17 protein-coding genes and 2 tRNA genes are annotated in these 20,649 nt (G+C 43.6%); 14 read left to right on the top strand and 5 right to left on the bottom strand.

Annotated features, from left to right (window positions below; genetic code table 11):
* The first annotated feature begins 1 nt into the window (after position 1).
* Together serA and ACXACN_RS14775 are read left to right on the top strand one after the other, a co-directional pair.
* Entirely contained in the window at positions 2–1,585 is a 1,584-nt protein-coding gene (gene serA, locus ACXACN_RS14780; protein WP_474965501.1) for a phosphoglycerate dehydrogenase, read from the top strand.
* 176 nt (positions 1,586–1,761) lie between these two features.
* Positions 1,762–3,279, top strand: coding sequence for an AbgT family transporter (locus ACXACN_RS14775; RefSeq protein WP_474965499.1), 1,518 nt, complete (start codon positions 1,762–1,764; stop codon positions 3,277–3,279).
* 57 nt (positions 3,280–3,336) lie between these two features.
* Here the strand turns inward: ACXACN_RS14775 and ACXACN_RS14770 are convergent, their stop codons facing one another.
* Positions 3,337–3,861 carry an NUDIX hydrolase gene (locus tag ACXACN_RS14770; RefSeq protein WP_474965498.1) on the bottom strand — a complete coding sequence of 175 codons (525 nt, stop codon included), beginning with the start codon at positions 3,859–3,861 and terminating at the stop codon, positions 3,337–3,339.
* Positions 3,848–4,663, bottom strand: coding sequence for a histidinol-phosphatase HisJ family protein (locus ACXACN_RS14765; RefSeq protein ID WP_474965497.1), 816 nt, complete (start codon positions 4,661–4,663; stop codon positions 3,848–3,850). Before ACXACN_RS14765 ends, ACXACN_RS14770 begins: the two co-directional genes overlap by 14 nt.
* 163 nt (positions 4,664–4,826) lie before the next feature.
* On the opposite strand from ACXACN_RS14765, the gene ACXACN_RS14760 reads away from it, so the two are divergent.
* The 4 genes from ACXACN_RS14760 (at position 4,827) to dnaB (ending at position 9,765) form a co-directional block, all read left to right on the top strand.
* Positions 4,827–5,771 carry a YybS family protein gene (locus ACXACN_RS14760; RefSeq protein WP_474965495.1) on the top strand — a complete coding sequence of 315 codons (945 nt, stop codon included), beginning with the start codon at positions 4,827–4,829 and terminating at the stop codon, positions 5,769–5,771.
* A gap of 33 nt (positions 5,772–5,804) precedes the next feature.
* Entirely contained in the window at positions 5,805–7,778 is a 1,974-nt protein-coding gene (locus ACXACN_RS14755) for a DHH family phosphoesterase (protein WP_474965493.1), read from the top strand.
* On the top strand, positions 7,775–8,221 hold the full coding sequence (gene rplI, locus ACXACN_RS14750) for a 50S ribosomal protein L9 (protein ID WP_474965491.1): 447 nt from the start codon (positions 7,775–7,777) through the stop codon (positions 8,219–8,221). The genes ACXACN_RS14755 and rplI overlap by 4 nt, the downstream gene beginning before the upstream one ends.
* A gap of 182 nt (positions 8,222–8,403) precedes the next feature.
* Positions 8,404–9,765: a replicative DNA helicase gene (dnaB, locus tag ACXACN_RS14745; RefSeq protein WP_474965489.1), complete on the top strand. Its 1,362-nt coding sequence runs from the start codon at positions 8,404–8,406 to the stop codon at positions 9,763–9,765.
* Between the two features lie 120 nt (positions 9,766–9,885).
* Here dnaB and ACXACN_RS14740 read toward each other — a convergent pair whose 3' ends face one another.
* Together ACXACN_RS14740 and ACXACN_RS14735 are read right to left on the bottom strand one after the other, a co-directional pair.
* Positions 9,886–10,743, bottom strand: coding sequence for a Cof-type HAD-IIB family hydrolase (locus tag ACXACN_RS14740; protein ID WP_474965487.1), 858 nt, complete (start codon positions 10,741–10,743; stop codon positions 9,886–9,888).
* A complete protein-coding gene (locus ACXACN_RS14735) occupies positions 10,734–11,516 on the bottom strand; it encodes a DeoR/GlpR family DNA-binding transcription regulator (protein WP_474965485.1) in 783 nt (260 codons plus the stop codon). The genes ACXACN_RS14740 and ACXACN_RS14735 overlap by 10 nt, the downstream gene beginning before the upstream one ends.
* 304 nt (positions 11,517–11,820) lie before the next feature.
* Here ACXACN_RS14735 and ACXACN_RS14730 point away from each other — a divergent pair, with 304 nt between their 5' ends.
* A complete protein-coding gene (locus tag ACXACN_RS14730; protein WP_474965483.1) occupies positions 11,821–13,110 on the top strand; it encodes an adenylosuccinate synthase in 1,290 nt (429 codons plus the stop codon).
* Between the two features lie 117 nt (positions 13,111–13,227).
* Positions 13,228–13,767, top strand: a complete 540-nt coding sequence (locus ACXACN_RS14725; RefSeq protein ID WP_474965482.1) for an LOG family protein — start codon at positions 13,228–13,230, stop codon at positions 13,765–13,767.
* Between the two features lie 26 nt (positions 13,768–13,793).
* Here ACXACN_RS14725 and ACXACN_RS14720 read toward each other — a convergent pair whose 3' ends face one another.
* Positions 13,794–14,276 (bottom strand): hypothetical protein, encoded by a 483-nt coding sequence (locus ACXACN_RS14720; RefSeq protein WP_474965480.1) that lies wholly within the window; start codon positions 14,274–14,276, stop codon positions 13,794–13,796.
* Positions 14,277–14,400: 124 nt separating this feature from the next.
* Here ACXACN_RS14720 and ACXACN_RS14715 point away from each other — a divergent pair.
* From ACXACN_RS14715 to ACXACN_RS14690, 6 genes are all read left to right on the top strand, one after another.
* A tRNA-Asp gene (locus ACXACN_RS14715) sits at positions 14,401–14,477 on the top strand.
* Between the two features lie 203 nt (positions 14,478–14,680).
* Positions 14,681–14,753 (top strand) — tRNA-Phe (locus tag ACXACN_RS14710).
* Positions 14,754–15,129: 376 nt separating this feature from the next.
* Positions 15,130–16,413: a M23 family metallopeptidase gene (locus ACXACN_RS14705; protein WP_474965479.1), complete on the top strand. Its 1,284-nt coding sequence runs from the start codon at positions 15,130–15,132 to the stop codon at positions 16,411–16,413.
* A gap of 304 nt (positions 16,414–16,717) precedes the next feature.
* Positions 16,718–17,422 (top strand): response regulator YycF, encoded by a 705-nt coding sequence (gene yycF, locus ACXACN_RS14700; protein WP_160910528.1) that lies wholly within the window; start codon positions 16,718–16,720, stop codon positions 17,420–17,422.
* A 7-nt stretch (positions 17,423–17,429) separates the two neighbouring features.
* The gene (gene walK / locus ACXACN_RS14695) at positions 17,430–19,268 is read left to right on the top strand and encodes a cell wall metabolism sensor histidine kinase WalK (protein ID WP_474965478.1); all 1,839 of its coding nucleotides are present in this window, start codon (positions 17,430–17,432) and stop codon (positions 19,266–19,268) included.
* Positions 19,265–20,638, top strand: coding sequence for a YycH family regulatory protein (locus ACXACN_RS14690; RefSeq protein ID WP_474965476.1), 1,374 nt, complete (start codon positions 19,265–19,267; stop codon positions 20,636–20,638). The genes walK and ACXACN_RS14690 overlap by 4 nt, the downstream gene beginning before the upstream one ends.
* Positions 20,639–20,649 lie beyond the last annotated feature (11 nt).

The raw sequence follows: 20,649 nt of genomic DNA, 5'->3' as shown, positions 1-20,649 counted from the left end.
GATGCACCGCGTATTGATTAGTGACCCATTGAGTGAAGATGGAATTAGACCTCTATTAGAGGCCGAAGATATCGAAACCATCATGAATCCGAATCTGTCTTATGAGCAATTGTTAGAGGAAATCGGATCAGCAGAAGCACTTATCGTGAGAAGTCAGACGCAAGTAACAAGAGAGGTCATTGAACATGCCCCACATCTGAAAATTATCGGACGTGCGGGTGTGGGCGTTGATAACATTGACCTTGATGCGGCAACGGAAAATGGCGTCATTGTTGTGAATGCTCCGGATGGGAATACGATATCCACAGCAGAACATACGATGGCGATGCTCATGTCGTTGGCGCGGAACATTCCCCAAGCCTATCATCAGCTTCAACAGAAGCGTTGGGAACGTAAAAAGTTTGTTGGCGTGGAGTTGAAAGACAAAGTACTCGGTATTGTCGGGTTCGGACGAATTGGCCGCGAAGTCGCTCAGCGAGCCAAAGGTCACCGCATGAAAGTTATCGCCTTTGATCCATTTTTAAATGAAGAAAAGGCAGAAAAAGCAGGGGTCACGCATGGGACTTTAGAGGAAGTTCTCAAACAGGCAGACTTTTTAACTGTTCATACCCCTCTGATTGAGAAGACGAAGCATCTGATCAACAAAGAGGCTATTGCTATGATGAAGACGGGAGCTCGTATTTTGAACTGTGCTCGTGGAGGGATCGTAGAAGAGAACGCCCTTTATGAAGCGGTCCAATCTGGAAAAATTGCCGGTGCAGCCCTTGATGTATTTGAAGAAGAGCCCGCGACGGAGCACCCATTATTGTCTTTGCCGGAAGTGATTGCCACCCCTCACCTTGGCGCAAGCACAATTGAAGCACAGGAAAATGTCGCAACAGACGTAAGCTTTGATGTGCTGGAACTCTTGCGTGGAGGAACAGTGAAGAATCCGGTCAACCTACCTTCCGTGTCATCCGAAATGATAGAGAAGCTTTCGCCATATTTCAGCCTCTCTGAACGTTTGGGCGCCTTTTTATCCAAAGTGGCTGAGGGTACGCTTGAGCGTGTGAACGTTTACTATAGTGGCGATTTGCTTGAAGTTGATACCATGCCTCTAACGAGAATTGCTGTCAAAGGGATATTGAGACGCCATATAGGCGAACGGGTCAATGATGTAAATGCGTTCAAGACAGCTTCTGATAAAGGAATTACGATCAATGAGCAGAAGTCGACGCAAACAAAAGGATTCACGAACTTGATTACCGTCGAAATTGAGACCGATCAGGAAAAGCGTAGTCTTGCCGGTACGCTGCTTAACGGTTTAGGCGCGCGCATCGTGCAGTTTGATCAGTATTCCATCGACGTTGTTCCAGAAGGGCATCTCGTAGTCATCCGCCACACTGACCAGCCAGGAGCAATCGGCCGGGTGGGAAGTCTGCTTGCGGAACATAAAGTCAACATTGCAACCATGCAGGTTGGCCGAACAAATGAAGGTGGAGAAGCTGTCATGGTGCTGACTGTCGACAAACCGGTCGAAGGTGACTGTAACGAAAAGCTTGCACAAATTGAAGACATCAAGCAAGTGCAGTGTCTAACGATTTAATTGAATCCAATGCCATAATAAAAAGACAAACTCCGACAGTTTGTCTTTTTATTATGGAAGAAAAGCGGTTACATATTTAATTTTTAAAAACCTAGTACAAAAGTTTTGACTTTGAGACTTTATCTTGTTAGATTTAATTCCGACTTTATTCATCAACTTTAAAAGGAGGGGGAAGTTTGAAGGAGAACAAAACAGAGATCTCATCTGGTCGTAAGTTTTTATTCCGTATTTTAGATGGCATCGAATGGCTTGGGAATAAGCTTCCATCACCATTGTTGCTTTTTGCTATACTAGCATTTATTGTTGTGATTATTTCTGGCATCTTTTCCGGTGTATCTGTCACGAATCCGACGACAGGGGAAGCCGTAGAGGTGAAAAACCTTTTCAGTCTGAGTGGGCTGGATTATATATTTAACAGCGCGGTCGATAACTTTATCGGGTTTCCACCGCTTGGAGCCGTCCTTGTGACGATGCTCGGTATTGGTCTTGCTGAACAGACAGGATTGATCAATGCTTCTCTAAAAGGAATTGTGTTTTCATTCCCTCAAAAATTGCTGACTGCCGCTCTAGTTTTTGCCGGTGTCATGTCCAGTGTCGCAGTTAATGCAGGTTATGTTGTCCTTCCGCCGCTTGGAGCGGTCCTTTTCTTAGGACTTGGGCGACACCCGCTTGCTGGTCTTGCTGCCGCCTTCGCCGGTGTGTCTGGTGGGTTTGGTGCCAACCTTGCGCTCACGTCTACCGATGCGATCCTACAGGAGTTGACGGCAGAAGCGACGCGTACAATTGACCCTGCTTATGCAGAAACGATTACGGTTACGATGAACTACTTTTTCGCCGCCGTGTCCGTCATTCTAATTACTTTTATCGGAACGCTCGTCACTGAAAAAATCGTTGAACCCCGCCTTGGTAAGTATGAAGGCGATCAGGAAGGTGAAATCGATGAACTGACGGCCCTTGAGAAAAAAGGGATGCGTCTTGCTGGAATCGGTTTTCTCATTACGTTTGCTCTGATGGCGTACTTGTCTTTCGGTCCTCTGCGTGGAGATGGGGCTTATATTGAATCGCCATTCTTCAGTGCTCTGGTATTCGTAATTTTCCTACTATTCCTAGTGCCTGGCTTAATTTATGGAATGGTTACGAAAGAGATTTCAAATGACAAGGACCTAACCAAATTGCTTGGAAAAACAATGGCAAGCATGAGTGGTTATATTGCTCTTGCTTTTACGGCTGGTCAGTTTATCGCGTATTTCCGTGAAACGAACTTAGGGACTGTTATTGCTTTTCGAGGGGCAGACTTTTTGAACTCTACAGGATTTGACGGGGTCGGGCTGATCTTAACGTTTATCGGGCTCACGATGGTCGTCAACTTCTTTATTGGAAGTTCTTCAGCGAAATGGACAATATTGGCCCCTGTATTCGTTCCGATCATGATGAACCTGGGCTATTCTCCAGAGTTCACGACATTGCTCTATCGAATCGCAGACTCAGTAACAAACATGATTACTCCATTGCTTCTATACTTCCCGGTCATCATCGCGTTTGCTCAGCGCTATGATAAGAAACTTGGGATTGGAACACTCATTTCCATGATGATTCCTTATTCCGTTGCTTTCTTACTCGGCTGGTTGTTGTTATTGCTTGTATGGGTACTCTTAGGGATCCCAGTAGGACCTGGAGCGCCCATTCAATATTAATAAAAAAGCTCAACGTCGGTGTGACGTTGAGCTTTTTTGCGTTTAGCTTCTAAAGAATTAGGAAGTTTGCCTGGAGTTTAGGAGTTGTTTCAAGACGTCATTCTCTCGTTGGATCCATAGATTTTCGTTTGAATGCTCGAGAATTTTTTCGTTATGGACAATGGCTTGATCAATGCTTATCCAAACAGGTGTGAATTCCTGGTTTGCTTCATAAGGATCCAACTTCGGTTCGCCTTTTTCTCCTGACCATTCACAAAAATAATAACGGGAGGTCATTTCAAAAACGGCTTCAGGTTCATACACGTCTCGATGACTTTCCACCACCATGCCTGCATATTGCCTCATCTGGCAATTCATGAACCCCGTTTCTTCTTGAATTTCTCTTGTGAGGGCTTCCTCGTCTGTTTCTCCATCTTCGACACCACCGCCAGGCAGTTTGTAATCTCCGAATTTGGACTGTACCATCAGAATTTTTCCTTGTTGAAAAAGAATGCCTCTGACTGCAAGTCGATGGTTTATTTTGTACCCATCGTTCTGTGGAAGCCCGATCCGTTTTTCGAAAATGTGGTCAGCCAATGTCATGCACTTGTCTCTTGCGATTGGTGAAAGTATGAATTTCTGTATACCCGACAGATTTAGCTAAATCGATGGCTTCTTCATAGCGGTATCCAATATGATCCGGTTTGTGGGCATCTGAGCAGAGAACGATTCCAACTCCTTCATCTTTGCATATTTGTAGAAGTGTTGGATCAGGGTAGAGTTCTCCCACGGGTTTGCGTAATCCTGCTGTACTGATTTCAATGCACGTATCTGTTTTTGCGAGGGCTTTCGCTGCACGTTGGTATTGTTCCTTTAAAAATTCTTTATCATCTGGACGGTAGCCGAACACTTTGATGACATCGATATGACCGACAAAATCAAAAAGTCCTGACTCTGCAAGGGTGACGACACGGTCAAAGTATTGCTGATAGACATCTTTCAGGTCCCGTTTTTCATATTCATCGCGGTAGATGGCTAGGTCGATGCCCCATTCATCGATCCAGTGGACAGAACCGATCACATAATCAAAAGGGTGGGAAGAAATAAAGTCTGCCATCTCCTTCTCTTTTCCGGGCATGTAATCCATTTCAATGCCCATTTTGATCGGGAGTTCAGCTTTGGCTGCTTCATCAAACATCTTTTGGTAGGTTTCAAAGTCAAGGGTACGACGGTTCTCTACCCATGGATTAGAGAGGATATCGCGTGTTTCCTGAAAGAAATACGCATGTTCAGATATTCCTAATTCTTCGATTCCTTCTTCTTTCGCTTTCGTTATGTAGGTTCGTAGATAGTCGACATCAAGGTTTCCGGTTTCCGCCATATGGACGTGGTAATCAGTGCGCATGTGGGGCCCTCCTCTATCGAATTTTATTCATCATAACAAACATTAGAAAAAATCACCAAGAAGAAGCGGATGGAAGCATTTGATACGAGAAGTAGGAGGGGGTGATATGTTAAAATAGGGAGGTTAAGACAAGCGCGATAGAAATAGAGGTGCTTTATCAATCATGAATGACACGAAAAGGTTGACGGAAGGGGCTTTAATGACCGGCATATATCTGCTATTGTTATTGGTAATCATTTTTGTGCCGGTTATGGGACCATTATTATTAATGATCCTGCCTGTTCCATTTGTTTATTATAGTTATCGTTATGGTGGAAAAGCAGGGGGCCTTATGTTTGTGGCCACTGTCATTTTTACATTATTATTTGCCACCGTATTTGCAGCTTTCACCTTGCTTGCCGGGATTGGCGGGCTATTTTTGGGAACCGCTATGCATCACAAACGCTCATCCTATGAAACTCTGGCCATTGGGTCTGTGGGGTTTGTCATCGGTCTCCTTGGTATTCTCTTAGTCACGCAGGTCTTTCTCGGGGTTAATTTAATGGAAGAACTGAAAAGTGGGATGAATCAAGGGTACGCCACTTTCGAAAGAATTTTCTCTGGACTGCTGGATGGAGAGAATGTAGAGACAGACTTGGCTGAGATGGGCGAATTGATTGATTTCATCCCGGATATTGTACCAAGTATATTGGCTATGAGTGGCGTAATTATCGCTTTCGTCAGCCAATGGACCACCTATAAACTGATTAACCGGATCGAAAATCAGTCCATGGGATTCGCGGATTTTAAGAACTTCAAGTTGCCCACATCAATATTATGGTATTACTTTGTTGCGATGATCCTGAATCTCGTTACGATGGATGGAAATGATCTCATTTATTTAGCTGCCTTGAATGTATTCATTCTAACGGGAGCACTGATCGTCCTACAGGGATTTTCTTTCGTCTTTTTCTATGCATGGAAGAAAAAGTGGTCAAAAGCCATACCGATTCTTGTGGTTGTATTTTCCATACTTCTTCCACAAATCGTGATGTACCTTGTGAGAATAATCGGTATAATTGATATAGGATTTCCAATGAGGGAACGTGTGGAAGAAAAGAAAGAATGAACGCTCTCAAGAAGATGGTAGGAGCTGAATGCAATGCCTAATTTTTTTAAAAAACCAACAATGAGCGGACACTTGTGGATCATCTATTTGATCTCTCTCATTCTGCTTGGCTTCATCTGGTACTATCAATGGATGCTGGGACTGATGATGACGTTGTTTTTAGCTGCGTCCATTTTTTACAGTGTCCGCACCGAACAGAATATGATCAATGAGACAGAGGAATATATATCGACCTTATCCTACAGGGTGAAAAAGGTCGGCGAGGAAGCTCTGTTGGAAATGCCCATCGGAATTGTTCTGTATAGTGAAAACTATATGATTGAATGGGCGAATCCTTATATGAACAAATTTACGGAAGAGGATACGATTGTCGGAGAATCATTGAAACGACTTTCCGATCACCTGATTCCATGTGTGAAAGACGAAGAAGATGAAGTCTGGATTACGATTGCTGGTTATAAATTCCAGACGATCATCAAAAGAGATGAACGCCTGCTTTACTTATTTGATCGAACACAGCAGACGGAAATCCACAACCGATATGAAAATGAACAAACGGTTCTTTCAATCATCTTCCTTGATAACTACGAAGAAATTACCCAGGGAATGGATGATACGGCCAAAAGCCATATCAACTCACAGGTGACTTCCATTCTGAACAAGTGGGCTGGGGATTATGGCATTTATTTGAAGCGGACCTCTCAAGAGCGCTTCATGGCTGTCATGAACCAAGAAATTCTTTATATGTTGGAAAAAGCGAAGTTTGAGATTCTTGATGATGTACGTGAATTGATTACAGACCAGAACGTTCCGTTGACGCTGAGTTTCGGAATCGGTGTCGGTCCAGTCAGCCTTCCTGAGCTTGGAGAGTTGGCTCAGTCCAGTCTCGATCTGGCCCTTGGACGTGGAGGAGATCAGGTCGCCATCAAAGATGATTCAGGGAAAGTCCGTTTCTATGGCGGAAAGACGAATCCGATGGAAAAAAGGACGCGTGTGCGTGCCCGTGTCATCTCGCACGCTATGAAGGAACTTGTTCAAGCCAGTGAAAAAGTTTTGATCATGGGTCACAAGTCACCGGATATGGACTCTGTCGGGGCTTCGATTGGAATCCTGAAGATTGCCCAGGCCAATGATAAGAAAGCTGCCATTGTCCTCGACCCTGATGATATCGACACAGGCGTTCAACGGATGGTCGAGGAGATTGAGAAAGATGAAGACCTTTGGCACTATTTCATTCCACCAGATGATGCTTTAGAAATGGTGACGAACGAGACGTTGCTGGTCGTTGTGGATACACACAAACCTTCCATGGTCATCGAGGAAAAGTTACTGTCCAAAACAGAGCATGTTGTCGTTATCGATCACCACAGGCGTGCAGAAGAATTCATTGCTGATCCGACGCTTGTTTATATGGAACCGTACGCATCATCGACAGCGGAACTTGTCACAGAGCTGCTCGAATACCAGCCGAAAAAATTGAAACTGTCGATGCTCGAATCGACCGCTCTGCTCGCAGGGATTATCGTCGATACCAAAAGCTTCACGCTCCGTACAGGATCGCGTACCTTCGACGCTGCCTCATACTTGCGATCCAAAGGAGCGGACACCGTACAAGTCCAGAAGTTTATGAAAGAAGACCTCGATGTCTACATTCGCAGAAGCAAGTTGATTGAACGGGCTTCTGTTTACCGGGACGGCATTGCAATCTCCACTGGAGATCGTGGAGAAACTTATGGTCCTGTCATCATTGCCCAGGCAGCGGATACGCTGTTGACAATGAGCGGCATCGTTTCTTCCTTTGTCATTTCTGAACGGAGTGATGGTAGAATTGGTATTAGCGCCCGTTCATTAGGGGATATCAACGTCCAGGTGATCATGGAGAAAATGAACGGTGGCGGACATTTGACGAACGCTGCTACACAACTGGATGATACAACGATTGAAGATGCGAAAGCATTGTTGCAAGATATTATTGATGAATATTTTGAAGGGGGAGACACAGAATGAAAGTAATTTTCAAAGCGGATGTTAAAGGAAAAGGTAAAAAAGGCGAAATTAAAGAAGTGAATGATGGATACGCGCGCAACTACCTTCTGAAAAACAATTTGGCAGTAGAAGCGACGAAGGGGAACGTCCAGGCACAAAAAGCCAAAGATGCCAAAGCCGAGCAACAAGCACAAGAAGAAGTCGAGGAAGCGAAGCAATTAAAAGAGACGCTTGCATCTCTTGAAGTGAAGCTTGTGGCGAAGTCCGGAGATAACGGCCGCCTGTTCGGTTCCATTACAAGTAAGCAAATTGCTGAGCAATTAAAGAAATCCCACAATATTAAAATTGATAAACGTAAGATTGAGCTTGATGATCCCATCCGGACGTTGGGCTATACGAACGTTCCTGTGAAACTTCACCCAGAAGTCACGGGTACGATCAAAGTCCATGTCGATGAAAAGTAAGTCTTGAACGATCAAGCGCCCAATCCATTTTACTGGAGCTATTGGGCGCTTCTGTTTTGTGTTGCTGGCTCACGTCCCTCTTATTCATAACGAATAGGAAGGATGTATAAAATAACCGTACAACGTGTGGTTGTTTGTGACGGACGGGCCATCCGTGCTTTAGATTCAGAGGAGGAACAACAGTGAGTGAAATGTGGAACGATCGTACCCCGCCCCATAATATAGAAGCAGAACAGGCGGTCCTCGGTGCGGTCTTTTTAGAACCAGAAGCGATGTCGACAGCTGCTGAGTATCTTCTTCCTGAAGATTTCTACCGGGCGGGCCACCAGCGAATTTTCGAAGTGATGCTTTCGCTCTCAGATAAGGGAGAGCCGATTGATCTCGTGACCGTAACGGCAGCTCTTTCCAACAATCAGGTGCTCGAGGAAGTCGGAGGGGTCTCATATCTGACAGATATTGCAAACTCTGTGCCGACAGCTGCGAATATCCAGTACTACACGAGCATTGTGAGTGAAAAATCGACCCTTAGAAGTTTGATCCGTACGGCGACGAATATCGTAACAACGGGCTATTCCGAAGAAGAGGACTTGGAGGATGTCTTGAACGCCGCAGAAAAAGATATTCTCGAGGTATCCCAAAGGAAAAATTCCAGTGCCTTTAAAAGCATTAAGGACGTACTGATTGATGTTTATGACAACATCGAACAGTTGCACCATAATGACGGAAGTACGACAGGTATTCCAACAGGGTATCGTGATCTCGATCATATCACCTCTGGTTTCCAACGGAATGATTTGATTATCATTGCCGCCCGTCCGTCCATGGGTAAGACCGCGTTTGCTTTGAATATTGCGCAGAACGTAGCGGTCCATACTGATGAGAATGTGGCGATCTTCAGTTTGGAGATGGGGGCTGATCAACTGGTCTCCCGTATGATCTGTGCGGAAGGAAACATCGATGCCCAGCGTCTCCGTACAGGGCAGATGGAAACAGAGGATTGGAACAAACTAACGATGGCCATGGGAAGTTTATCCAATGCTGGGATATATATTGACGATACACCCGGAATTCGCGTCAGTGAAATCCGTTCCAAGTGCCGTCGTCTTAAACAGGAGCACGGACTTGGCATGATTCTGATTGACTATTTGCAGTTGATTCAGGGAAGTGCCAACTCCAAGGAAAACCGTCAACAGGAAGTATCGGAAATTTCACGTTCCTTAAAAGGATTGGCTCGTGAGCTTAATGTTCCTTTGATTGCTCTATCTCAGCTCTCCCGTGGGGTTGAATCAAGACAGGATAAACGCCCAATGATGTCTGACTTGCGTGAGTCCGGATCGATTGAGCAGGACGCCGATATTGTTGGCTTCCTCTACCGTGATGATTACTATGACCAGGAATCGGAAAACCAGAACATCATTGAAATTATCCTTGCTAAACAACGTAATGGTCCGGTGGGAACGGTCTCTCTAGCCTTTGTAAAAGAATACAATAAGTTCGTCGACTTGGATCATCGATATTCTGATGCCGATGTACCACCGGCGTAGACAAGGAAGACGCCCGAGACATTTTGTCCGGGCGTCTTTTTTAATTAGCTTCAAAGAAGCCATCTATATCATCATCCCCATCACGCCTCCCAAAAAAGTCACGCTGGGGATAGGATGATCCTAATGAGTTAAGAAGTGGTCGATCGCATAAGCGACGCCATCTTCATCATTCGTTTTCGTAAGGAAGCTGCTGGCCTTTTTCACTTCATCCTTTGCATTCCCCATCGCAGCACTGTAACCTGCCGTGTTTATCATAGATAAATCGTTGAAGCTGTCTCCAATGACCGCTGTTCTTTGTATTGATCGATTCAATTGTTGAGCCAATTGGAGGACGGCATTTCCTTTAGAAGCCAGCCTATGTTCCATTTCGAAGTTATGATCGGCAGAGCTCACAAGAGTCAAGTTAGGGTGGTCTTTAAATCTTTGCCAACCTTTTAATCGCTTTTCTTCGTCAAAGGAGAAGGCGAGAATGTTGTACACGTCCCTTTCCTTATGGAGAATTTCTTTGTAGGAGTCTATATGCAAAAAAACAGACTGACTGAATTGCTTTTCGGCTGCTTTTTCAAGCCTGGACAAATCCGCTTCCGGGTTGGCGCTGCGGATCCGGTCGAGCTCAATGTTCATAATCTCACGCCCATTTTGCGGAGATAAAATCACGTCATCGTCAATCGCTTCATAGTAGAAACCTTCTGTTTCAAGCCATTCTAGTATGTCAGAGACATCTTCTTTTTCCATAGGTATAGATGAAAAAAGGGAACCGTCCGGGTGATGAATCGTAGCTCCATTGGCAGCAATCGTCCATGTTTTAAGGTTAAGACCCGAAAATAGGTTTCGGACATCGAAGGATGCCCTTCCTGTCGCAATGACTACCTCAACTCCCTCCGACTGTGCACGCTGAATAGCCTGAATATTCTTTTGGCTGATTTCATTCCGCGAATTTAACAGTGTCCCGTCTAAATCAATGGCAATCATGTCCATAAATCCGTTCTCTCCTCTTCGGTAACAATCAAGTCCACATTATGCTCGTGCAAGATTTGTTGGAATTCTTCATCAGGAAGTTGGTCTGTGATAATAACATCTACATCTCCAAGTTCTGCGAAAGTGAAGAACTCGGTCACCCCGAATTTCGTATGGTCCGCAAGAACAATCACTTGTTCTGCCTGTTTGATCATGTTCCGTTTGACCATGCCGTCTTCCTCATGGGCAATGGAAAGTCCCGTTTCAGAAATTCCCACCACGCCGATAAACGCCTGGTCCACATGATAGCTCCTTAAACGCTCGATGACCGAGGCGCCGTAAAGGAACTGGTGCTCTTTTTGAAGGAAACCGCCAAGCAGTTGGATAGACACGCTCTCAACATTCGATAATATTTCCGCCTGGTGAATGGAATTGGTGATTACCGTGATATCCATGGGCCGAATTTGATTCGCACATGCCTGAACCGTTGTTGACGTATCCAAAATGATTTTGTCTCCTGGTCGGATAAAAGAAGATGCTTTTCTACCGATCTGCTGTTTTTCAAAAGAAACGGTTTTTAATCGATGAGAATAATCTTGAATGGCAGGATTTGTACGTGGGAGGATGGCACCACCGCGTGTACGTACAATCGCTTTTCGTTCCTCCAACTTTACTAAATCCCGCCGTGCTGTATCTCTTGATATATCAAACATCTCACATAGTTGATCAATGGAAACCCTGCGATTTTCTTTTAGAAATTGCAAGATTCCAATCAGACGTTCTTCCTGATACATTGAATCCTCCTTCCGTTTTCAGCTCTTATAAGTGATTATAAGTAATTGTTTAATTAAAATCAATTAAAAATAAGTTATTTTAAGTTTTGTTGAAATTATTAGTTAATATATCGATTCTATGATAAAAATAAAGTATTCAATGTCTTGATGAGCCAACAGATAGTGGATCATCTCACGGGTTTATAATCGAACAATAATAATGTAATTATAATTTAATGTTCGGTTTTAGCGTTGACTTACTAGGTGTAAATTGGTAAACTGACGATGGATTAGATATTTAACAAATTTTTGGCGGAGGTGCCTTATGTCTTCTGTAGTTGTAGTCGGAACCCAGTGGGGGGACGAAGGAAAAGGCAAGATTACTGATTTTCTATCACAAAATGCTGAAGTTGTCGCTCGTTATCAGGGCGGGAACAATGCAGGACATACGATTAAATTCGATGGAGTAACCTATAAACTTCACTTGATTCCTTCAGGGATCTTTTTTGATAATAAAACATGTGTGCTTGGAAACGGAATGGTGATTGATCCGAAAGCGCTGCTTGAAGAATTGAAATACTTACATGATAAAGGGGTATCCACTGACAACCTGAGGATCAGCAACCGTGCTCATGTTATTCTTCCATATCACTTGAAATTAGATGCGCTGCAAGAAGAAGAAAAGGGCGCGAATAAGATCGGAACAACCAAAAAAGGAATCGGTCCTGCTTATATGGATAAAGCCGCTCGTACAGGCATCCGTATTGCTGATTTGCTTGATAAGGAAAGCTTCCGCGAAAAGCTCGAGCAGAACCTTGCTGAGAAGAACCGTCTTTTTGAAAAAGTGTATGAAACAGAACCGTTCGCGGTGGAAGATATTCTTGATGAATACTATGACTATGGCCAACAGATCGCTTCCTACGTGTGCGATACATCTGTCGTTTTGAACGATGGGTTGGATGAAGGTCGTCGTGTTCTTTTTGAAGGTGCCCAGGGTGTAATGCTCGATATCGATCAGGGGACGTATCCTTTCGTTACTTCTTCTAACCCGATTGCGGGTGGAGTAACGATTGGTTCTGGTGTGGGACCATCGAAAATCAAACACGTCGTCGGTGTTTCAAAGGCTTACACGACCCGTGTTGGAGATGGACCTTTCCCGACAGAGCTTGAGAATGAAGTCGGAGATCAAATCCGTGAAGTAGGCCGCGAATATGGAACAACAACAGGACGTCCAAGGCGTGTGGGTTGGTTTGATAGTGTCGTGGTCCGTCACGCCCGCCGTGTAAGTGGGATTACTGATCTTTCATTGAACTCTATTGATGTACTGACAGGCATCAAAACATTGAAAATCTGTACGGCTTACAAGTACAAAGGGGAAATCATTGAAGAGTTCCCGGCAAGCTTGAAAGTTCTTGCAGAATGTGAGCCTGTTTATGAGGAAATGCCAGGCTGGACGGAAGACATTACAGATGCTAAAACACTGAACGATCTTCCTGAGAACGCTCGTCATTATATTGAGCGTGTATCCCAACTGACAGGCATTCCGTTGTCTATTTTCTCTGTTGGTCCTGACCGTGCACAAACGAATGTTGTCCGTAGCGTTTATAGTGAATAAACTGAAAGTCTGGCTTACTCAGCCAGGCTTTTTTTCATAAATATTCAGGTGGATATAGGTCGTAATCGGAAGTTAGGGTAAACTTTACATAAAAGAACAAGAAAAGGAGTGTTTCACGTGAAACGCATTTGTGTTTTTGCTGGGTCGGCAACGGGAAATGACCCGGTTTACATAGAAAAAACGAAAGCATTAGGGAAAGGGTTGGCAGAAAAGAATATTGAGCTGGTATACGGCGGTGCTAAAAGCGGTTTGATGGGGGTGTTGGCTGACCAGGTATTAGACAATGGGGGAAAAGTGACGGGTATTATGCCGAGCCACCTTTTTGAAAAAGAAATCGTACACCCGAACCTAACTGCAATGATTGAGGTTGACTCGATGCATGAAAGAAAAGCAAAGATGAGCGAGCTTGCAGATGGTTTCATTGCCCTCCCTGGAGGCTTCGGTACATTTGAAGAGCTTTTTGAAACGGTCAGCTGGGCTCAAATCGGTCTTCATACGAAACCACTCGCCCTATTCAACATCGCGGAATACTATACCCCGCTCGTTCAGCTCATTGAACATGCCATAAAAGCAGGGTTTGTACCTAGAGATAACCGTAACCTTTTCATAGATGCCAAAGACCCTGCAACTTTATTGAGGGAAATGCAGCAGAAATAAAAGACGCGCCTCTCGAGGCGCGTCTTTTATACTTGGATCGTTTTAAAGAAAATGAGTCCAAAATAACGATATGTCAATTTAATACTATCAATCGAGGATTCTTCAGTGATGCTTAATCCGTAGATCGTCGTTGGTGAGGCATCGTGTGACGCAGCCATAGCTTTAGTGGCAAGCGGCGAAGTTTCCGGGGCGAGTGGAATGGTTTCATAATCATTGAACGCATACGCATCTTCAACAAGCGCATATGTATCGGTGATCATGAACCCTTTTTCAGTATCACTGATTTGCATCTTAATGTTCTTGGGACGTTGGTTGTTATTGATCGACACATCTGTAATTTGGATGTTTCCAAGCATACTTTTATTTCCTAATGCGACGATAACGGTTTGCTTATCTTCTGTTGTACCGATGGACCCATGGGTGAGCGGTGGGTTTAGTTTTAAAAATCCAATAAAAGAGACAAAGAATAGGATAAGAACGAAAATCGTGTAGCGAAAAACCTTTTTCAAATAACCCCTCCTTTCTTTTTAATGGACAACATTCAAGTAAAAATCTATATTTCTAGTAAAATGACTATTGCTTACGTTTATCCTGTGTGGTAAGATAGTTATCGTTGCGGTAAACAAGCTATGTGGTCCGGTAGTTCAGTTGGTTAGAATGCCTGCCTGTCACGCAGGAGGTCGCGGGTTCGAGTCCCGTCCGGACCGCCACTTACATTATACCATTTGAGGTAGTCGAATACACACGTAACGTGCTGTGCTCATTAGGTTAAAAAGTCGAATGGGCTAATAAATATAATACCTTACATGGGCTCGTTAGCTTAGTCGGTAGATAAGCCGTAAACTCCAGCGAATTACTTTCTTTGGAGGATTTGCGAGGAGCAAAAGCAACATTTGAACTTAATACTGTATATGGCTCGGTAGCTCAGTCGGTAGAGCAACGGACTGAAAATCCGTGTGTCGGCGGTTCGATTCCGTCCCGAGCCACTCTCAATAAAGCTTGCGGAAAATCTCCGTAAGCTTTTTTTGTATTCTTTTATGAAAATGTACGGAGTTTTTATTCAACTTATTCAATGATAGGGTATGTCCATTGAAACCAGGGGTACTAGGTACAGGCTTCTTTCCCCAACTCTTTTGGGTCACACACACGTCTAAAAACAAAGTTTTCAAGATTAGGAAGATTATATGTAATAAATGTTTATTATAATAAACAATTCAGTATGAAAATATGACTATTCCTTCGTAATTTTGGTAAGAATATTATATCTTTTTTACATATGAGAATATCTATTTCTTATAATTCTTCTCTATGATAGATTAACTTAGGGAAAGTTTAGACAGGTGCATCAGGAGGAGCAATATCATGTGGAAGAAACTAGCTGTCATAGCAATTTCCGTCGTAAGTGTAGGTGTAGGAACGGCCTATGCCGAAAGTTCACTGCCGTCGGTTTATCACGTTTATATAGATGATCAACATGTAGGAATGATAGAAAATCAAGCAGAAATAAAATCGGAATTACGAGAACGTTTGGAGAAGGTTGAAGAAACTCATGAAGATTTGAGCCTCTCTTATATGGAAGACGTCACGTTCAAGGAGCAGAAAGTTTTGTCTGTTAAAGATGAATCCTCGGAAGTCATGGATTCTCTACAGGACGAATTAACCTTTGCTACGGATATTGTACGTCTTTACATCAACGGAGAACCGATCGCTCACCTTCCAAACGAAGTTGCAGCAGAAGAAGTCATATCATCTGTGAAAAAAGAATATGTCGGGGAAGATGATCTCCAGAGATTAGAAAAAGGATCTTCTGAGCTGCCGGATGTGGAAGAAACGAAGGTGATGGATGTCGGTTTATCGGCTCCCGTCACTATGGAAAAAGATCAGGTCGAACTATCACAGGTCCATACAGTGGACGAAGCTGTGTCCAGGATTAAAGAAGGCCAACCTTATCCAAGCGATCCTTCTCAAAACGCATCCTTTATAGGGATGATGGCAAAATCAAAGAAGCCACTTGTAGATGTGGTAGTCATTGAGAAAGAGCGTAAGGAAGAAAAGATTCCTCATAAAGTAGAAATAAAGATGACAGATGAACTGTATAAAGGTGAATCTGAAGTGAAGCAGTCAGGGGAAAATGGAAAAAGGGAGCTATTGGTCCAACGAACGTACAGGAATGGTGAAGAAATCAAAGAAGAGACGATTGAAAAAAATGTCGTGAAAGAACCGATAAAGAAGATTGTCCTTCAAGGAACAAAGAGAGTTCCTTCTAGAGGTACCGGTGATTTTATTTGGCCGGCTGTCGGCGGTGTCATTACGAGTAAGCAGGGAGAACGCTGGGGACGTTACCATAAAGGCATCGACATTGCTGGTGTTTCCGATAAAACGATTAAAGCCGCTGATAATGGAAAAGTGGTCGAAGTCGGATACCGGAATAGTTTTGGGAATAAGGTCGTTATTGATCACGGAAATGGATATGAGACAATCTACGCTCACCTCTCCTCCATCGATGTCGAACAAGGTCAAACCGTTAGAAAAGGGGAAAAACTAGGGGATATGGGAACAACAGGACGATCCACAGGGGTCCATCTTCATTTTGAAATCCATAAAGAAGGTTCACTCGAAAACCCTCTATCTCATGTATCCCCTTGAGCCTGACCGCTATGATTTAATCATAGCGGTTTTTTTATCAGTCTTGGGATGACGACACTTGAATTGGGTTTTAGACATAACACTCATTTTTATTCACTATTCGCCACATTCCTCACAATGAGTGTTTTAAAACTGGTAATCGTTGGATTTGTTTTTAATAGGAAGAGTAAGAAATAAGCATGATAAGAATTATAGGTGAAACGGCTGATTTCGAGAGAGGTTTATGGTGAAATAAGACATTTACCATTAAATAAGTTAAAATGAAAAGATAGAAAAGATGACGAGGAAAAGGATGTGAAGGAATATGGCACAAAAAATTTTAGTGGTCGATGACGAGAAACCAATTGCGGATATATTGAAATTCAACTTAGAAAAAGAAGGTTATGAAGTCGTATGTGCATATGACGGTGATGAGGCGATTGCAAAAGCCGATGCGGAAGAGCCAGAACTGATTCTCCTTGATATTATGCTGCCAAACAAAGACGGCAATGAAGTCTGCCGTGAGGTCAGGAAGCGTCATAATATGCCAATCATTATGTTGACTGCCAAGGATGCAGAGATTGATAAAGTCCTTGGACTCGAAATGGGTGCGGACGATTATGTAACTAAGCCTTTCAGTAATCGTGAACTGATTGCAAGGGTGAAGGCAAATCTGCGTCGTCAACAACAGGAGCCTGAAGACAGTGCTCAGCAAACGAAGGATATTGAAATCGGCCGTCTGGCGATTCACCCGGATGCATATACGGTGACTCGTGACGGAAATCATATTGAATTGACTCATCGTGAGTTTGAACTTCTTCACTATCTTGCCCGACATATCGGACAGGTCATGACTCGTGAGCATTTGCTTGAAACGGTGTGGGGCTATGACTATTATGGTGACGTTCGTACCGTCGACGTAACGGTCAGACGCCTGCGTGAAAAAATTGAAGAGAACCCTAGTAACCCAATGTGGATTGTTACCCGTCGCGGGGTTGGGTATTATTTGAGAAACCCAGAGCAGGAGTAACGCCTTTATGAAAGAAGTGGGCTTCTTTCAGTCTGTTAGGCTGAAGCTGATTCTTGTATATATTTTGTTATTGTTATTGGGCATCCAAGTCATTGGTGTCTATTTTGTCGATCGATTGGAAGAGCAGTTGGAAACCAACTTTACGAATTCAATCGAAGGGCAGTTAAATTCTCTCACCTACAGCTTACAAAATGCGTTCAATACAGACCGGGGAGAAGATGCCCTACCTTTGAATGCGGACCTTCAAAGCCTCATTAATGATTTTAGTGATGATAACACAGATATCGGAAAACTCATGGTTGTTGATAATAACCAGAAAGTACTTGCAGCCACGACGACGAGCGACCAGTCCCCGATCGGAAAAAAAGTGACGGATACTGCCATTACGAAGGTGTTCTTATTCGGAGAGGCTACAGAACCGGAACCACGCCGAGAGGAAGGAACCAACAACCGTATGTTCCGCGGGACAAATCCAATTACGGATGAGTCCGGGGACGAGATTGTCGGGGCTCTTTATTATGAAGTATATATGAATGATATCTACGAACAACTCGGAGAAATCATCAGTATTTTCGCCAAAGGGACGGTCTTAGCCATCACGGTCACGGCCTTGCTCGGAATATTGGTGGCGAGGACCATCACAAAGCCGCTGACGGAAATGAAAAGACAAGCGCAAGTCATGGCGACAGGAGACTTTTCCCAGAAGGTCGATGTGAAAGGAAACGACGAAATTGGACAGTTAGGCCATACGTTCAATGATTTGAATGATAAATTAAAACTGGCCACAGCAACGACAGAAGGCGAGCGCCGGAAATTGAGCTCTGTGCTTTCTAATATGTCGGATGGTGTCATTGCGACAGACCGACTTGGTGCGATCACACTTATGAATGCTCCGGCCTCAAGATTAATTGGACAGACATTCGAGGACGTCCAGGGGCAGTCTCTTGTAGATGTTCTTGATTTGAGTGATCAGGTTGAAAACATATCAGAGGTGGAAGAAGCAGGGTCTATGATCATCGATTTAAGCAGTGATGATAACCATCTTCTTCTTAAAGCCAACTTTTCCGTAGTTGAAGATGAAAACCATGACATGAATGGTTTTATTACAGTCATCAGTGATGTAACCGAACAACAACGGGTAGAGAAAGAAAGACGAGAGTTTGTTTCAAACGTATCGCACGAACTGCGCACACCGTTGACGACAATGCGGAGTTATATAGAGGCATTGAATGATGGGGCGTGGCAGGACCCGGATATTGCACCAAGATTCCTTGATGTGACCCAAAATGAGACGGACCGAATGATTCGTTTAGTGAATGATCTATTGCAGTTGACGAAAATGGATCATAAAGAAACAAGCCTGATGAAAGAGCGCGTGGAGTTTGTCAGCTTTTTCGATCATGTCATCGAACGCTTTGAAATGAACAAAAATGAAAATGTAGAGTTCGTTCGCAATTTGTCGAATAAGAACATGTATGTGTGGATGGATAAAGATAAGATTACTCAAGTGCTTGATAACGTCATTTCCAATGCCATCAAATATTCCCCAGAAGGTGGAAGCATACGGTTTAACGCTCATTCAACGAAGAAACAGCTGCGGGTAAGTATTACAGATGAAGGAATAGGTATGCCTCCGGACACCGTCGATAAAATCTTTGATCGCTTTTATCGTGTCGATAAGTCCCGTGCCAGAGAAATGGGAGGAACCGGACTGGGCCTTGCTATTGCCCGGGAAATGATTGAAGCTCATCACGGAAAAATATGGGCGGAAAGTCGTGAAGGTAAGGGCACGACTGTCCACTTTACATTGCCGCTCATGAGTCAGAAGCGGAGGGGACAGTCATGAAAAAAGAAACCATGAAGTCCGTTATTTTGGTTATTCTCATCGCCTTCAGCCTAGTTTTGACGGTAGCTCTTTGGACGTATCAGCCCGTGAATGAACCGTTAGAAGATGATGTGTTCATTGAAGATACAAAATTAGAAGATATAGGATCAGAGCGTACGATTCCCAACCTGGTCCCTCCGGATGAAGTTGTTTTTCATGAACAAAATTCTTATTTTACATTCAAAGATAACATTGATTTAACAGCTTTTTACCAACAAAAGATGCAGCAGTGGAACCTATCCAATCTTAATACGAACCCGAGAATGATCAATATTGATAGCCATAGCAAAATTGTTGAGGTTATTTTTCCTGCTCGTCTGCCAATCCAGGTCATCGGTGATCTTTTTCAAGTGAATGAAGGTCTCCCAATGGAGGGACTGCAGGCCAACTTTAATCGAATATTCTTATTGAGTCATTCCCAAGAAGGAAGTGCTGCTTCCAGTGCTTCTTATGCTTTATGGTTTGTGAATAGTGACGATGAGGGAAGTGAAATCACGCTTCAGGCAGATATTAGTGCAGCTTCTGGAGAGCGTGCAATCCAAGAACTCGATAATAAAGAAGAATTGGTAGAAATGTCGCGTGTAGCGGATGTCCTGCAGATTGATCCTGAGGATGGAACGAATGCTTCCCACATTTACGTACCTAAAAACCCTGTAAGTATATCGGAATATGTCCTGCAAACAGGGGCTGTAAACGTGAAGCCGATTCAAAATGACATTTTTCCTTCTAATACACGAGTGTTTAAATCACGAACGAATAGTGGCGAAAACATCACAAAAACATTCCAACGACGTTTGACGCAGTTTGATAAGAGAATGGAATACGATTTAACGATTCCCAACTCAGCAAACCAGAAGAACTTGACGGAATATGAGTTGTTTGTCCAAAGTATGGAGGATATCAATAGTCATATGGGTTGGACGGATGACTTTCGTTTGAACTCGATCTTGAGTGGTCGGGATGAAGTTCGTTATCGTCTCTACTTTAATGACCGTCCTGTCCTTGAGAATGTTGAAACGTATAAGTTAGCAAGCGTCCAATTAAGCTATCAACAAGGTCAAATTCAGGAATATGACCGCCCGCTCGTCCAATACAGCAGCATCAATGAAAGTGAAACAAACCTTTTATCTGGTGTGGACGTCCTTTTGGATCTTCAACGAGGGGGCGAATTGGAAACATCCAGGATTAAAGATCTGGCGATTATGTACACGCTTGAAGAACAAAGGAATGACTTGGTGTACAGCTTGATTCCTGAATGGTACATGTTGACGAATAGTGGGTGGACGAAAGTTTATCCAGAAGAAAGGTCCCAAAATGCAGAGGTATCATAACGAGGAGGCAA

This window comes from Halobacillus sp. AWM4_238, assembly GCF_056158265.1.
Note: the sequence above shows the minus strand (reverse complement) of the source record. Positions and strands in the feature narration are given on the sequence as shown.

Coding starts and splice junctions, on each gene's coding strand:
- serA (WP_474965501.1), top strand. CDS start 2: ATGCACCGCGTATTGATTAGTGACCCATTGAGTGAAGATGGAATTAGA.
- ACXACN_RS14770 (WP_474965498.1), bottom strand. CDS start 3,861: ATGACATTGGCTGACCACATTTTCGAAAAACGGATCGGGCTTCCACAG.
- ACXACN_RS14735 (WP_474965485.1), bottom strand. CDS start 11,516: ATGTATCAGGAAGAACGTCTGATTGGAATCTTGCAATTTCTAAAAGAA.
- ACXACN_RS14755 (WP_474965493.1), top strand. CDS start 5,805: ATGCCTAATTTTTTTAAAAAACCAACAATGAGCGGACACTTGTGGATC.
- ACXACN_RS14765 (WP_474965497.1), bottom strand. CDS start 4,663: ATGCGCACTGATTACCACGTCCATATGGCGGAAACCGGAAACCTTGAT.
- walK (WP_474965478.1), top strand. CDS start 17,430: ATGAAAGAAGTGGGCTTCTTTCAGTCTGTTAGGCTGAAGCTGATTCTT.
- yycF (WP_160910528.1), top strand. CDS start 16,718: ATGGCACAAAAAATTTTAGTGGTCGATGACGAGAAACCAATTGCGGAT.
- ACXACN_RS14730 (WP_474965483.1), top strand. CDS start 11,821: ATGTCTTCTGTAGTTGTAGTCGGAACCCAGTGGGGGGACGAAGGAAAA.
- ACXACN_RS14740 (WP_474965487.1), bottom strand. CDS start 10,743: ATGGACATGATTGCCATTGATTTAGACGGGACACTGTTAAATTCGCGG.
- ACXACN_RS14705 (WP_474965479.1), top strand. CDS start 15,130: ATGTGGAAGAAACTAGCTGTCATAGCAATTTCCGTCGTAAGTGTAGGT.
- rplI (WP_474965491.1), top strand. CDS start 7,775: ATGAAAGTAATTTTCAAAGCGGATGTTAAAGGAAAAGGTAAAAAAGGC.
- ACXACN_RS14690 (WP_474965476.1), top strand. CDS start 19,265: ATGAAAAAAGAAACCATGAAGTCCGTTATTTTGGTTATTCTCATCGCC.
- ACXACN_RS14760 (WP_474965495.1), top strand. CDS start 4,827: ATGAATGACACGAAAAGGTTGACGGAAGGGGCTTTAATGACCGGCATA.